Source organism: Methylobacterium sp. E-005, from assembly GCF_022829725.1.
GTDB lineage: Bacteria > Pseudomonadota > Alphaproteobacteria > Rhizobiales > Beijerinckiaceae > Methylobacterium.
The window spans coordinates 129687-143452 of record NZ_JAKSYG010000240.1 but is presented as its reverse complement, the minus strand read 5'-3'; the positions used below and the strand labels follow the sequence as shown (position 1 = coordinate 143452).

Below are 13766 nucleotides of genomic sequence, written 5' to 3'. Positions count from 1 at the left end.
GCGTCTCTCTGCCCGAGCCGCGCCTGTGGATCAAGCGTGGCCGGAACCGCGATCGTGCGACCGGATCGCGTCCCTGTGCGTTACGCCCAAGCTCGTCCGCGGCGATTCGCGAGACTGCGCAGAGCCTCGCCCGCGGTTCCGGATCCTGCTATGGATGGGGATGCCGTGCGGTGGCTCGGCCGCAGGTTCCCTGTCTGCGGTGCGGACGCTCCACCATCCGCCGCTGAGGCGCTCGACAAGCCGGGTTCGACATCGTGCGCCTGCCGACGCTCACCGAGATCAAGGTTCGCCTGGAACGGGCCGCCCTCGCCTTCGACGCCTGGGTCAATGCGGGCCTCTACGACAGCGGCCGCTCGACCGGCGAGGCCTACGAGCGCTTCCGGCGCTTCATGGGCCGCTTCGCCGTGCGCGGCTGGAAGCGCGTCGCCCTGGATCTCACCAGCGAAGGCGTCACCATCGGCACCGGCGGCGCCGTGCTGATGCTGGCGCTGGCCCAGCCCGCTTTCCAGCTCACCAGCGAGAACTGGCTGAAGCAACAGGATCTGGCCGTCACTTTCCTCGATCGCTACGGCACCGAGGTCGGGCGGCGCGGCATCAAGCACGACGATTCGCTGAAGCTCGACGAGTTTCCCGACATCATGATCAAGGCGCTGGTCTCGACCGAGGACCGGCGCTTCTACGAGCATTGGGGCATCGACCCGATCGGCACGCTGCGCGCGCTGGTCAACAACTCGAAGGGCGGCAACGGCACGCAGGGCGGCTCGTCCATCACCCAGCAGCTCGCCAAGAATCTCTTTTTGACGAACGAGCGGTCCCTCGAAAGAAAGATCAACGAGGCGTTCCTGGCGCTCTGGCTGGAGAGCCACCTGACCAAGAACGAGATCCTGAAGCTCTATCTCGACCGGGCCTATATGGGCGGCGGCACCTTCGGCGCCGTGGCGGCGGCGGATTACTATTTCGGCAAGCCGCTCAAGGACATCAGCCTCGCCGAGGCCGCCATGCTGGCCGGCCTGTTCAAGGCGCCGACCAAGTACGCCCCGCACGTCAACCTGCCGGCAGCCCGCGCCCGGGCGGCGGACGTGCTGCACAACATGGTGGAGGCGGGCTTCGTCACCGAGGGCCAGATCCAGACGGCGCTGCGCAATCCGGCGACGCCGGTGACCCGCACCCGCGACATCACCGCCGACTATTACCTCGACTGGGCCTTCGGCGAGATCAAGGGCATGGCCGATGCGGGCAAGCTCCGCAACGACCGCGTGCTGATTGTGAAGACGCCCCTCGACCTCGCGATCCAGAAGCGGGCCGACGAGGTGGTGGCCGACATCCTGCGCAAGTCCGGCGACGCCATGGACGTCGACGAGGCCGCCATGGTGATCCTCGATCCCGACGGGGCGCTGCGCGCCATGGTGGGCGGTGCCGATTACGGCGAGAGCCAGTTCAACCGCGCGACCGACGCGCTGCGCCAGCCCGGCTCCTCGTTCAAGCCCTACGTCTACTCGGCGGCGCTGAATTCCGGCCTGTTCAAGCCCGACACCGTGGTGGTCGACAGTCCGGTCTGCATCGGCAACTGGTGCCCGCAGAATTACGGTCGCTCCTATGCCGGCCGGGTGCCGATGTGGCTCGCCGTGGCGAAGTCGATCAACACGATCCCGATCAAGATCTCGATCGCGCTGGGCAAGGGCATGGGCATCACCCACGAGGCCAAGGCCGCCAAGGCCGGCCGGACCAAGATCATCGACCTTGCCCATAAGATGGGCATCACCACGAACCTGATCGACACGGTCTCGATGCCGATCGGCTCGGACGAGGTGACGGTGATCGATCAGGCGGCGGGCTACGCGGTGTTCGCCAACGGCGGCTTCCGGGCCAAGCCCTACGCCGCCATGGAGGTGAAGAACTCGTCCGGCGAGGTGATCTACCGCCACGCCGACGAGGCGCCCGAGCGTGTGCTGTCACCCCAGGTGGTGGCCGACATGAACTTCATGCTCAACAAGGTGGTCGAGGAGGGCACCGGCAAGCGGGCGCAACTCGAGGGTGTGAAGGTCGCGGGCAAATCCGGCACCACGAACGCCTACCGGGACGCATGGTTCGTCGGCTACACCGGCAATTACGTCGGCGCCGTCTGGTTCGGCAACGACGACCACACCTCGACCAACAAGCTCACGGGCGGCTCGCTCCCGGCCCAGACCTGGCACGACGTGATGGAGCCGGCCCATCAGGGCATCGAGATCAAGCCGCTGCCGGGGTTGAAGGAGAGCCCCCGCGCCGCCCAGCAGCAGGCCTCCGGCGGTCCCACCGCCCCGATCGATCCCAATGCCAGCGCCTACGGCAAGCTCTCGCGCCGCTCCTTCGAGGTGATCAGCGGGTTGAACGGCCTGTTCCGCACGGTCGAGCGCGTGCCAGCCGCCGAGCCGGCGGCGAAGGGTGGCAGCGGCGAGGTGCAGAAGGGCGCCCGCAAGCCCGACGACCGCGCCGCGGCCAGCCCCCTCGACAGGGCGCGGGCGATGGCCGAGGGCAGCCGTGCGCCCGGCGGCTTCGTCGAGGTCCGGTGAGCGCATGAGGGACGCGATCCCGGTGTCGGGCGGCCACGCGGCCGCGTCTGAGACGGCACCCCGCCGCGGTGCGATCCGGTTCGTCCGGCGCCTGTGGCGCAAGAGCTCGGTTGCGGGGCTTGCCGTCTACGCCCTGGCGCTCGGCGGGGCCCTCGGTCTCGCCAGCGCCGACTGGGCGACGCGCGGCGGCTATCCCTTCGGCGGCGTGCAGGTTGGTGCCTGGACGGCTTGGCCCCGGGCGGGCGCCGCGAATGCCGACCCCTACACCCGGGCGGTCAACGCCCGCCGGGGCGAGATCCCCCTCGCGGTGGGCGAAGGTCTGCTCCTGACGGCAGCTTCGGACGATGACGGCCAGACGCTCGATGCCGCCTGCACCTACCGGATCGGCGGCGGGACGCCCCCCGCCCGGGCCTGGACCATCACGGTCGCCGGCCGCGGGCCCCGGGAGGCCGGCCGCCCCATCCTGCGTGAAGGCTTCACCTCGACCGAAATCCTGCGCTCGGCCGATGGGCGGTTCACCGTGATGCTCGCGCCGGACGTCCAGCCCGGCAACTGGCTCCCGAGCCCCCGGGCGAGCGGTCCGGTGCGGCTGGCTTTGCGCCTCTACGACACGCCGGCGGCTGCCAGCGTCGGCTCCCTCGACCGGACCTCGGTCCCGGCCATCACCCGTCTCGGATGCGCGTCGTGAGCCTGCGCTTCGTCTACGCCACGCTGCTCGGCCTCGTGCTGGCCGGGATCGTCCATATCGCGGCGGTCCTGGCGATCCCCCGCCTGTCGGAGACGGATGCGGTCTCACGCGCCCGGACGAGCGAGAGCCTGGACCATCCGCAGCCGATCTACACGGTGGCGACGGGCGACGACCCCTCCCCGCCCGAGGCGTGGCTGCCGATCCCGGACCCCGCCGTGGCGGTCGGCGTCTGCGCCTACGATCTGACCGACGGGCCGATGCGCGTCTCGGCGCGGACCGGCTCGCTCACCCTGTCGCTCGCCGCCCATGCCCGGCGCGGCGCTTTCTACGCGGTGACCGATCAGGCCGCGGTCCGCGGTGCGCTGGACCTCGTGATCCTCACCCGTGCCCAGTACGACGAGGCGTTGGCGGACGACGACGAGAACGACCCGAGCCGCGATGTTCGCATCGTGGCGCCGGACGCCCGCGGTTTCGTGGTGGTGCGGGTGATCGCCGGCCTGCCGAGCCAGCGCCCCGCCGCCAATGCCGAGATCCAGGCGGTCTCCTGCACCACCGACACGACTGCGGATGATGCGCCGGCGGGGAAGGATTCGACCGGTAAGGGCACAGGGCGGTAGCGCCTCGTCGAGCGGTGCACGGGCGCGCCCGGCTGCATTCGACCCTCCGCCGCATCCTGAGGCGCCCGCGTTGGCGGACGTCGAGGGACGAGGCCCGGGATTGCAGGCCCATCCGGAAGGCTCCGTCGACGCCGCTGCGCTCGGGCACCTCACGATGAGGGGTGGATTCGCGTGCCGCTTTAAAGCGTTCCGGTCGTGTGTCGTGTCCTGCGGCGTCGCAAGGGTGCAGGCCCCGAGCCCGTGTTGGACAACGCCCTCCACCGCACCGGTATCGCCTTCGGCGGAGGCTGTTTTCAGGCTGCCAGGCGCCTTGCCGTCAGCGAAGAATGTTCGGGGGCACCGGCGGGCTCGCATTGAGCAGTGTGACCGTCACCCGTCGGTTCGGCGCGAGGTAGGGATTGTCGGGGAAAACCGGCTCGGTGTCGGCGCGTCCGACCACGGACACGAAGTTGTCGTTGGGAACCCCGGAACCCGCCAAAATCTCGCGCACGGCGAGCGCACGCCCGGCGGTGAGGCTCCAGGGTTCGCCGGCCCGCGTCGAGCCCGGGCGCGCGACGGATGTGTGGCCGGTTATGGACAGGCGATTGGGCAGCCGGCGCAGGGTCGGCGCGAGCGCCTCCAGAACGCGCCGGGTGCGCTCGTAGGGTTCGACGGATCCCTCGCGGAACATGGAGCGGCCGTCCTGATCCACGAGGGAAACGTCCACGCCCTCCTTGGTGGGCTCGATCACGATGTTCTTCGACAGCTCGGCAATGTCGGGCATCGACTGGAGCGCCTGCCGGAGGCTGGCGATGGCGCTGTAGTTGGCCTGGACGCTGGCGGCCGGACGGCTGGCATCGAGATCGCTGGCGCGGCCCGGCGTGGTCGAACGCGCCTTGTCCGCCTCCTCGGCCGAGCCCCTCTCTGCCTCGCGGGGTGTGGATGGCTTGTTGCCCGACGTATCCAGGGCTCTGCCGTACAGAATTCCGCCGGCGCCACTGGTTGCCGGGCTCAGAGCCGCCGGCGAGAAGTATTCCGCCAAACCGATCTTCTGCTCCTGCGTCGTCATGCTGATCAGCCACATCAGCAGGAAGAACGCCATCATGGCGGTCACGAAGTCCGCATAGGCGATCTTCCAGGCCCCGCCGTGATGGCCATGAGCGGCCTTCTTGACCTTCTTGATGATGATGATCGGCTGGGTCATCGCGTCCCTGCTGGAAACCGGATCAGGCCTGGGCGGGCAGGGCGGCGGTTGCCGCCTCCACCTCGCTGAAGGTCGGGCGGACGTCGCTCATCAGAGACTTGCGGGCAAACTCGACCGCCATCACCGGCGGTTGGCCGCTGATATGGGCGAGGAGACCCGCCTTGAGTGACAGGTAGTATTTGGATTCCGCCTCGAAGAGGCTCTTGAGCGACTGCGCCATGGGCCCGAAGAAGCCATAGGCGATGAAGACGCCGAAGAAGGTGCCGACGAGCGCGCCGCCGATCAGGTGTCCCAGCACCTCCGGCGGCTCCTTGATCGCCCCCATCGTCTTGATCACGCCGAGCACGGCGGCGACGATGCCCAGTGCCGGCGTTCCGTCGGCGAGCGACTGCATGGCTGACACGACGCGCTCTTGCTCCTGGTGGTGCGTCTGCAACTCCTCATCCATGAGCGCGTCGATCTCGTGGACGTTGTTGGCGCCCAGCGTCACCATGCGCATGTAGTCGCACACGAACTCGACCGCGTGATGGTTCGCCGCGAAGGTCGGGAAGGCGTTGAACAGCGACGACTCGGCCGGGTCCTCGATGTGCGGCTCGAGCGCCATCGCACCCTTCTGCTTCGCGAGTTTGAACAGCGAATACTGCATTCCCAGCAGCTCGACATAGGATTGCTGGTTGTATTTGGGGCCTTTCACGAGCGTGCCCAGCATGCCGGGCACGGCCTTCAGCACCGGCCCGATGTTTCCGATGACGAAAGCGCCGATCGCTGCACCGAGGATGATGACAAACTCGAACGGCTGCCAAAGGACCAGCAGATGGCCACCCATCGCCGCGTAGCTGCCGAAGACGCAGGCGAAAACGATCAATGTGCCGACGATCAGCCGCATGATTCAGCGTCCTTGTGCGGCGGCGGGGACAACCCGCGCGAAGCTACTCATGGATTGGGACATCACTGATCTTGGTTAACGGCGCGTTAGAGTTGTGCCAGAGCGTGGTGGCGACGTCGGCCTCGATGCGAAACTGCGCGAACGCGGACGGGCCGATATCGGCCTGACGCAAACTGCACGAACCCTCGCGGCGACGGTCACGGGCGCCCGCATTCCCAGGGCGAGCGACATGGTCGCGCCCGCCCGCTCAGTCCTTCACCACCAGCGGCCCCGCCTGGGCGACCGGCAGCGGCATGGCCTCCAGCCCGCATCGGGCGGCGGCATCCGCGGGCAGGAGCGGGTCGAGCAGGTTGCGTCGGGCCGCCAACATCATGATCGATCGCTCGGCCGAGACGGATTCCGGCGCGGGCGCGGCCGCGAACAGGTGTTCCAGGGCGAAGCGGTAGCGGGCCAGCCGCAGGCCGGCCTCGATCCGCACCCAGGCGATCAGGCAGCGATTCTCGGCGACGCGCTGGGCGGCGTCCCGCACATCCGCCACGTCGAGTGTCTTGGCGAAGGGCAGGCTGCGCAGGCGCGCGGCGTCCGCATCGATCACCCGGGCGGCGAGCGCCGTGAAGAACGGGATCAGCCGGGCATCCGCCGTGGCGTCGTCGCCGAGCTGCCGGTACCGGGAAACCGGCGAGCGGGAGGGTTCGGCGGTCAGGGCGTCGTAATAGGCGCCGATCTCCTCGAAGCGCCAAGTCGGCGGCATCGCATGGGCGCTGGCGAGGCCGAGCAGAAGATCTTGGAAGGCCGAGAAGGTGCTGGCGGGCTGCACGAACCGCCACGCGCGGTCGCGCAGGGCCTGCTCGTCGTCGGTCAGCCCCGAATCGAGCAGGAGCCGCCCGCGGTCATGGGTGCTGAAGCTGCCGGTGGTGTCGATCAGGCCGTTCCAGACGCCCGTCCGCGGCCGTCCGAAATCGCCGCTCTGCGTGCAGGCGGCGAGCAAAGCCAGCGCCGCACAGGCCGACAGGAGCCGGGCCGGGCGGCCGGTCGACCGGATCGGGGTCGCGGTGCTCTCGGGTCGGTCGCGTCGCCGTGCGGGCATCCCCCGGATGCCGTCAGGACGCGAGGCGCTCGTAGCGCACGCCGAGGAACAGCAGGATCTCGCCCCGGGGTTCCCCCGAGCGCGGGATCCGGCGGCCCCGTCGCGCCTCGGGCTCGGGGAAGGGAATCACCATCGCGTCCGCGACCGGTGCGGAGTGACCCATCGCGCCGACCCGGATGCGCGGGCGGTCGACGGTCTCCTGCGGTTTGAAAGGCGTCATGGTCTCCGGCTCCTGTCGGCTATCCGAGCATCCGGCCCGGGCCCAGCGAGGGCGTCGGCAAGGGCTACGAAAGCAATGCATCACGGGGTGGTTAACGGACTCTTTCTCGCCGATGGATCGGTATCGCGCTCTTTCAAGAGGTTGGCGTGGGAATTGCGTGGGCTCATCCGCCCATGGCGGGCGTTTCCTCCCTTCGACTTGTGGCCCTGCCCGAAACCGGGTGGGGCCTCTTCTTGTCCGAAGGCCTCCGCGGGCGGCGGGAGCGGCGGCTGCGGCACTGCGGCCACAGTCTGGCGCAGCCGTGCTGCGACGGTGCTGCGCGGCACTCCGTCGAACCTCCAGCGCTTGCCTAGCGCCCGGCGCGACCGATATGCCGGGTGCGGGTGGAGGGGGGACCGCCGCATCGGTTCTCCGCCCGAGCGAGATTTGAGGACACCGCTGAATGCGACTGGTTCCGGAACGTTCCCTGCGCGCCGTCCGCCGCCGTGGGCTGTCTGCGCTGGCGCTGCTCGCCCTCGCCGCCGGCCCGGCCTACGCCCAGCGCGACGACCAGGGTCTGCAGCTCGGCTGTGCCAACGATTACTTCCGCCTCTGCGCCGGCGTCGATCCGAACAGCTCGGACGCGGAGAAATGCATGACGCGCAACCGCAAGCGCCTGTCGCCCGAATGCCGCGCGGCGATCGGCGATTACGACAAGCGCACGGGCACCAAATCGCTGTCCGACGAGTGAGCCGAGCGGCGATCACGATGCGCGGCGCTGGCAAGGGACGTTTCGGATGGGCCTGACTGTCGCCGTCCAGATGGACCCGATCCAGAATATCCGGATCGCGGGTGACACGACCTTCGCCCTGCTGCTGGAAGCCCAGCGGCGGGGACACACGCTCGTGTACTACACGCCGGACCGGCTCTCGATGCAGGGCCGGCGGGTAACGGCCCGGGTCGAGCGGCTGACCGTTCAGGATGTCGAGGGCGCACATTTCACCCTGACGCCGCCGGAGCGGATCGACCTCGCCGAGGCGGACGTGGTGCTGATGCGCCAGGACCCGCCCTTCGACATGGCCTACATCACGGCCACCCACATGCTGGAGCGGATCCACCCGGAGACGCTCGTGGTGAACGACCCCTTCGAGGTGCGCAACGCCCCGGAGAAGCTGTTCGTCCTCGATTTCCCCGAACTGATGCCACCCACCCTGATCAGCCGCGACAAGGCGGAGATCGAGGCGTTCCGGCTGGAGCACGGCACGGTGGCGATGAAGCCGCTGCACGGGCACGGCGGCGCGGCCGTGTTCAAGGTGACCGAGACGGATCCGAATTTCGGCTCGATGTTCGACCTGTTCGCCACCACCTTCCGGGAGGCCTGGGTGATCCAGCGCTATCTCGACCGGGTGACCGAGGGGGACAAGCGCATCATCCTGGTGGACGGCGTGGCGATGGGCGCGGTCAACCGGGTGCCGGCGGCCAACGATATCCGCTCCAACATGGTCCGGGGCGGCGCCGCCTCCGCCTCGGAGCTGACCGAGCGCGAGCGCGAGATCTGCGCGACGATCGGGCCGGAACTGGCGCGGCGGGGACTGATCCTCGTGGGGATCGACGTGATCGACGGCCACCTGACCGAGATCAACGTCACCTCCCCCACCGGCATCCGCGCGATCCAGCGGCTCGGCGGGCCGGACCTGTCGGTGGCGGTCTGGGATGCGATCGAGGCGCGGATCGCGGCGCGCAAGGGCGTGTGATAACGCGCTCTTACGTCTCCGCCTTCGGCGTGGCGCTGAGCTCGGCCCAGTCGAACTCCTCCTCCAGCAGGTAATAGGCGTCGTCGCCGATCCGGCCGCGGTGGCGCAGGGCCAGGACCGCATCGCGGGCCGCCTCGACGGCCCGGCGCCGGGCGGCATCGGCCGGCAGGCTCTCCGGGGCGCGGCCCTCCTCGTGTTCCTCGGCCTCCGCGAGCGCCGCGCGGAACTCGGCGCGCAGGGCGTCGGTGGCGGGTTCGTCCTCGGCTTCCGCGAGCGAGTCGAGGGCGGCCTTGTAGGCGGTCGCCCGGGCGCGTCCGGTCTCGCGCCCCACGGGATCGTCGTCCTCCAGCTTCAGGTGTGCCAGCAGCGGCCGCAGGGTCAGACCCTGAACGACGAGCGTCCCGAGGACCGTGCAGAAGGCGGCGACCACCACGAGGTCCCGCCGCGGGAAATCGGCGGGCAGCGCCAGGGCGGCGGCCACCGTCACGATGCCGCGCATCCCCGCCCAGGAGAGAGCGAGACCGGGGCCGAGCCGGGCCTGGGCCCCCGCCTGCCGCAGGCCGAAGCCCCGCAGGCCCGTGGTCGGCATCACCCAGGCGAGCCGGGTCAGCACGACGGTCGCGAAGGTCGCCGCGGCGAGGATCAGCGCCTGCCACGCATCCGCGCCGGACAGCCGCTCCTGGATGGGGCCGATCTGGATCCCGATCAGCACGAAGGCCAGGACGTTGAGCACGAACACAGCCGTGTCCCAGACCGCGTAGGAGATTACCCGAGCGCGCGGCGCCGTGATCCCGGGCGCCCGGCGGGCGACCGTCACCGCGAAGGTGACGATCGTAAGCACCCCCGACAATTCCAGCCGCTCGGCCGCGAGCCAGATCCCGAACGCGACCACGAACTGCATCACGATCGCGCTCGCCGGGTCGGTGACCCGCCGGGTCAAGGCGACGAAGAGGAGGCCGAGGACGGGTCCGACCAGAAGGCTCGCGACGACGCCGAGCAGGAAGGCCGGCGCCACCTCGGCCGGATGGAAGCTGCCCGCCATCGCGGCGGCGACCGCGAGCCGGTAGATCAGCAGCGAGGCGGCGTCGTTGAGTAGGCTCTCGCCGCGCAGAATCGTGGCGAGCCGGTGGGGCATCGGCGCGTGCTTGAGCACCGCCAAAGCCGCCACCGCGTCCGGGGGCGCCACCACCGCGCCGAGGACGATGCAGGCCGAGAACGGCATGTCGGGCACGATCAGGCGGGCGACGATCGCCACCGCCAGCGTCGTCACCACCACGGCGCCGACCGCGAGCCCCAGCACCGGACGCCAGTTCACCTTCATGTCCCGCACCGAGGCATCGAAGCCGGCATCGAGCAGGACGGGGGCCAGGAACAGCGCGAGGGCGAGCTCGGGATCGAGCCGCAGGTTCGGGACGCCGGGCACGAAGGCGAGGCCGATGCCCCCGAGCGCCAGGAAGGCCGGATACGGGGCTCCGAGGCGACGCGCCAGACCGGCCAGGAGCACGGCGCCGAACAGGACGCCGACAACCCATTCGAAGATCAACATGATTTGGAAAGAGGCGGGGCGCCGGGACCGTTCCCTGTGCCGCCGTCGCAGAGCGGGTCAGTACTGCACGGTCGCGCGCAGCCCGAGCACCGCCGCGTTGCGCAGTCGGCGGCCGTCCGGACCGGCGACGCCCGCGCCCGGGCGGATGATGTACTGCGCGTCTGGCTGCACCGTGAAGCCCGGCACGACCACGGCCTGATAGGTCGCCTCCAGCACCCGCTCGGCCCGGCGCCGGGGCATCGGCAGGCCGGTATAGAGGATCGTGTCCCGGTCCGACCGCTGAGCCTCGTCGCTGATCCGGGCATAGGCGAAGCCGATGCCCAGCGTGTCGTCGTCACGGCCCTCGAACAGGCCCTTGTAGGCGAGCCCGGTATCCACGTAGGCGTCGATCAGGCTGGACCGGGTCGGCGACCACGCGGCGCGCACGAAGAAGCCGAGACCCTCATCGTCCTTGCCCGACTCCCGGTACAGGGTCTGATCGTAGATGGCGTAGAGCCCGGCATTGCCGCGCACCGGCCGGCCGATCCCGGTGGCGTTCGGGTCTGCCAGCGGCACGCCGGTGATGTCGAAGCGCAGGCTGTCGAAGCGGCCGACATGCTGCCAGCCGCCGAGGGTGATGTCGCCCGGCAGGCCCCTGGAGCCCGGCGCGATGTTGTAGGCGTAGGTCGCCTCCGCGATGAACAGGGCCGGATCGTTGAGGCGGAAATTCGTGCCGGTCCGGTCGAGTCGCTGCGCCTCCGGATCCTGGCCCGGCCGGTTCGCCCCGGCCGGGTCGCCGTCGTAGAGCCCGACCTGAAGGGAGAAGCCGTTGCCGGGCACGTACTTGGCCCGGATCGCCGGGGCCGCGAGCGGATAGGCCGGGCCGCCGCTCGGCAGGTCGAGCCCGGTGATCGCCGGCCAACCGAAGGTGGAGTTCACGAACAGGGTCGCGGTCTGGCTGACGAAGAACTCGGTATCGGCGGCCTGCTGGCCGATGCGGATGCCGAGCTGGCCGTCCATCAGGCTCTGGTCGAACCAGAGCACGTAGAGCCGCGATGCGGGCAGCGCCTCGATGACGCTCGTGGTCAGCAGGTTGCCCACATAGTAGCGCGACAGGCCGGTGCCGTGGATGAAGTAGGCGTTGGCGTGGACCGTCGCCCCCGCCCACCCCGCCAGCCGGTCGAGGTCGAGATTGAGCCGCAGGTTCAAACGGTCCTCGACGATCGCGCCCTGGCGCAGGCCGCCGACCGGATTGCCGAGGACGTCGACGATGTAGGTCAGGCTGTACGCGATGCCGCGTTCCTTCAGCACCGTCCGGATCCCGAGGGGATCGCCCAGCGGGCCGAGATAGGGCTCGACCGAGCGGACGAAGCCCCCCGACGCTTGGCTGGTGGTCTCCGGCTGCGAGACCGAAATGCGCGGGTCGTCGCCTGCGCCCTCGAAAACACTCGGCGCATGCTGCTGCGCCGCGGCTGGCATGGCCGCCAAGCCGAGGCCGAACGCGAGACGGGGCGTGAGCTTCCGGAACATCGGCCGCTTCTGCGGGACGGGACCGGCGCAGCATAGCATGGAGGAAATCTTGTATCCGCCCGCCCTTTGCAGGATCGGCACGGTCGCCTAACCCTGCGGCCCGGACACCACAGGAGCCGCGATGCCCGAGACCCCCGTCTTCACCGCCGCCGCCGTCGCCGCGCCCCACCATCTGGCCGCGCGGGCCGGCCAGACCGTGCTGGCCCAGGGCGGCAACGCGATCGAGGCGATGGTGGCGATGGCCGCCTCCATCGCGGTGGTCTACCCGCACATGAACGGCATCGGCGGCGACGGGTTCTGGTTGGTGCGCGAGCGTGGGGGCCGCGTGCGCGGGATCGAGGCCTGCGGCCCGGCCGGGCGCCTCGCCACGATCCAGCGCTACCGCGAGAAGGAACTCGACGCGATCCCCGCGCGGGGCCCCGACGCCATGGTGACGGTGGCCGGCGCGGTCGGCGGCTGGCGCCTTGCCCTGGAGCTGGCGCGGGCGCTGGGCGGCCGCCTGCCCCTGGAGATGCTGCTGGCGGACGCGATCAAGCAGGCACGGGAGGGCGTGCCAGTCTCGCCCTCGGAGGCACGCTACGTCCCCCAGGAGCTCGACACACTCCACGATGCGCCAAACTTCTCCGCGACCTTCCTGAAGGACGGCAAACCCTACCCGGCGGGCGAGATCCGCGCCCTCCCCCGGCTCGCCGCCACGCTGGAGCAGCTTGCCCACGCGGGTCTCGGCGACTTCTACCGGGGCGATATCGGTCGTGAGATCGCCGCCGATCTGGAACGCCTCGGCGCGCCGGTGACGCGAGCGGATCTCGAAGCCTTCGCGGCGGTCGAGCGGGCGCCCCTGTCGATCCGCCGCCGCGACGCGACGCTCTACAACTTCCCGCCGCCGACCCAGGGGCTCGCAGCGCTGCTGATCCTCGGCATCTTCGACCGGCTGAACGTCGCCGAGCCCGAGACCACCGCCCACTACCACGGGCTGATCGAGGCGACGAAGCGGGCCTTCGCAATCCGCGACCGGGTCGTCACCGACTTCAGCCGCCTGCGGCATGACCCCGCCGCCTTCCTGACCCCCGAGCGCCTCGCCCGCGAAGCCGCGCAGGTGGACATGCGCCGCGCCGCCCAAGTGCCCCTGCCCGATCCGGGCCACGGTGACACGGTCTGGATGGGGGCGATCGACGGAGACGGGCTCGCGGTCTCCTACATCCAGTCGGTCTACTGGGAATACGGCTCCGGCACGGTGCTGCCGTCCACCGGGATCTGCTGGCAGAACCGGGGCATGTCGTTCTCCCTCGACCCGAACGCCGTGAACCCGCTGGAGCCGGGCCGACGCCCGTTCCACACCCTGATCCCGGCGCTCGCCGCCTTCGACGACGGACGGGTGATGAGCTACGGCAGCATGGGCGGCGACGGACAGCCGCAATTCCAGGCGCAGATCTTCAGCCGCTACGCCGATTACGGGATGTCGGTCGCCGACGCCGTCGACGCCCCGCGCCTCCTCTACGGCCGGACCTGGGGCGCGCCCTCGCTCAGCGTGAAGGTAGAGGACCGGTTCGATCCGGCCTGCATCGCGGCTTTGGGGCGGCTCGGCCACGAGATCGAGGAGCTGGGCGGGCCCTACATCGATTCGTTGGGCCATGCCGGGATGCTGGTGCGCCACCCACGCAATGGGCGGATCGAGGCCACGCACGATCCGCGTTCGGATGGTGGTGCGCTGGGTCTCTAAAGAAGGGACAGGAGCCGTTTCGCAG

Annotated in this window: 12 protein-coding genes; 6 read left to right on the top strand and 6 right to left on the bottom strand. The window is 70.1% G+C overall.

The window, feature by feature from the left end; genetic code table 11:
* The first annotated feature begins 254 nt into the window (after positions 1-254).
* Genes MKK88_RS30240 through MKK88_RS30230 form a run of 3 tightly spaced genes read left to right on the top strand, consistent with a single transcriptional unit; the run spans position 255 to position 3857 of the window.
* Positions 255-2552: a transglycosylase domain-containing protein gene (locus MKK88_RS30240; protein WP_244006787.1), complete on the top strand. Its 2298-nt coding sequence runs from the start codon at positions 255-257 to the stop codon at positions 2550-2552.
* Between the two features lie 4 nt (positions 2553-2556).
* Entirely contained in the window at positions 2557-3240 is a 684-nt protein-coding gene (locus MKK88_RS30235) for a DUF1214 domain-containing protein (protein ID WP_244006785.1), read from the top strand.
* A complete protein-coding gene (locus MKK88_RS30230) occupies positions 3228-3857 on the top strand; it encodes a hypothetical protein (protein ID WP_244006779.1) in 630 nt (209 codons plus the stop codon). The genes MKK88_RS30235 and MKK88_RS30230 overlap by 13 nt, the downstream gene beginning before the upstream one ends.
* A gap of 316 nt (positions 3858-4173) precedes the next feature.
* On the opposite strand, the gene MKK88_RS30225 is transcribed toward MKK88_RS30230, so the two are convergent.
* The 4 genes from MKK88_RS30225 to MKK88_RS30210 all read right to left on the bottom strand — a co-directional run bounded on the left by MKK88_RS30225 (position 4174) and on the right by MKK88_RS30210 (position 7233).
* On the bottom strand, positions 4174-5040 hold the full coding sequence (locus MKK88_RS30225; RefSeq protein WP_244006777.1) for a flagellar motor protein MotB: 867 nt from the start codon (positions 5038-5040) through the stop codon (positions 4174-4176).
* Positions 5041-5062: 22 nt separating this feature from the next.
* Positions 5063-5926, bottom strand: coding sequence for a flagellar motor stator protein MotA (gene motA / locus MKK88_RS30220; protein ID WP_244006771.1), 864 nt, complete (start codon positions 5924-5926; stop codon positions 5063-5065).
* 247 nt (positions 5927-6173) lie between these two features.
* The gene (locus MKK88_RS30215) at positions 6174-7013 is read right to left on the bottom strand and encodes a hypothetical protein (protein WP_244006765.1); all 840 of its coding nucleotides are present in this window, start codon (positions 7011-7013) and stop codon (positions 6174-6176) included.
* A 13-nt stretch (positions 7014-7026) separates the two neighbouring features.
* Positions 7027-7233, bottom strand: coding sequence for a hypothetical protein (locus MKK88_RS30210; protein ID WP_244006763.1), 207 nt, complete (start codon positions 7231-7233; stop codon positions 7027-7029).
* 442 nt (positions 7234-7675) lie between these two features.
* Here MKK88_RS30210 and MKK88_RS30205 point away from each other — a divergent pair, with 442 nt between their 5' ends.
* Both MKK88_RS30205 and gshB read left to right on the top strand, forming a co-directional pair.
* On the top strand, positions 7676-7963 hold the full coding sequence (locus tag MKK88_RS30205) for a hypothetical protein (protein WP_244006756.1): 288 nt from the start codon (positions 7676-7678) through the stop codon (positions 7961-7963).
* A gap of 46 nt (positions 7964-8009) precedes the next feature.
* Positions 8010-8966, top strand: coding sequence for a glutathione synthase (gene gshB / locus MKK88_RS30200; protein ID WP_244006754.1), 957 nt, complete (start codon positions 8010-8012; stop codon positions 8964-8966).
* A 10-nt stretch (positions 8967-8976) separates the two neighbouring features.
* Here the strand turns inward: gshB and MKK88_RS30195 are convergent, their stop codons facing one another.
* Positions 8977-10512, bottom strand: a complete 1536-nt coding sequence (locus MKK88_RS30195) for a cation:proton antiporter (protein WP_244006752.1) — start codon at positions 10510-10512, stop codon at positions 8977-8979.
* A 57-nt stretch (positions 10513-10569) separates the two neighbouring features.
* Positions 10570-12021 carry a carbohydrate porin gene (locus MKK88_RS30190; protein WP_409566731.1) on the bottom strand — a complete coding sequence of 484 codons (1452 nt, stop codon included), beginning with the start codon at positions 12019-12021 and terminating at the stop codon, positions 10570-10572.
* A gap of 121 nt (positions 12022-12142) precedes the next feature.
* Here MKK88_RS30190 and MKK88_RS30185 point away from each other — a divergent pair, with 121 nt between their 5' ends.
* Entirely contained in the window at positions 12143-13741 is a 1599-nt protein-coding gene (locus MKK88_RS30185; RefSeq protein WP_244006750.1) for a gamma-glutamyltransferase family protein, read from the top strand.
* Positions 13742-13766 lie beyond the last annotated feature (25 nt).

Bases quoted from the DNA above. Each gene is read 5' to 3' on its own strand.
- MKK88_RS30235 (WP_244006785.1), top strand. From the start codon at position 2,557: ATGAGGGACGCGATCCCGGTGTCGGGCGGCCACGCGGCCGCGTCTGAG.
- MKK88_RS30230 (WP_244006779.1), top strand. From the start codon at position 3,228: ATGCGCGTCGTGAGCCTGCGCTTCGTCTACGCCACGCTGCTCGGCCTC.
- MKK88_RS30225 (WP_244006777.1), bottom strand. From the start codon at position 5,040: ATGACCCAGCCGATCATCATCATCAAGAAGGTCAAGAAGGCCGCTCAT.
- motA (WP_244006771.1), bottom strand. From the start codon at position 5,926: ATGCGGCTGATCGTCGGCACATTGATCGTTTTCGCCTGCGTCTTCGGC.
- MKK88_RS30215 (WP_244006765.1), bottom strand. From the start codon at position 7,013: ATGCCCGCACGGCGACGCGACCGACCCGAGAGCACCGCGACCCCGATC.
- MKK88_RS30210 (WP_244006763.1), bottom strand. From the start codon at position 7,233: ATGACGCCTTTCAAACCGCAGGAGACCGTCGACCGCCCGCGCATCCGG.
- MKK88_RS30205 (WP_244006756.1), top strand. From the start codon at position 7,676: ATGCGACTGGTTCCGGAACGTTCCCTGCGCGCCGTCCGCCGCCGTGGG.
- gshB (WP_244006754.1), top strand. From the start codon at position 8,010: ATGGGCCTGACTGTCGCCGTCCAGATGGACCCGATCCAGAATATCCGG.
- MKK88_RS30195 (WP_244006752.1), bottom strand. From the start codon at position 10,512: ATGTTGATCTTCGAATGGGTTGTCGGCGTCCTGTTCGGCGCCGTGCTC.
- MKK88_RS30190 (WP_409566731.1), bottom strand. From the start codon at position 12,021: ATGTTCCGGAAGCTCACGCCCCGTCTCGCGTTCGGCCTCGGCTTGGCG.
- MKK88_RS30185 (WP_244006750.1), top strand. From the start codon at position 12,143: ATGCCCGAGACCCCCGTCTTCACCGCCGCCGCCGTCGCCGCGCCCCAC.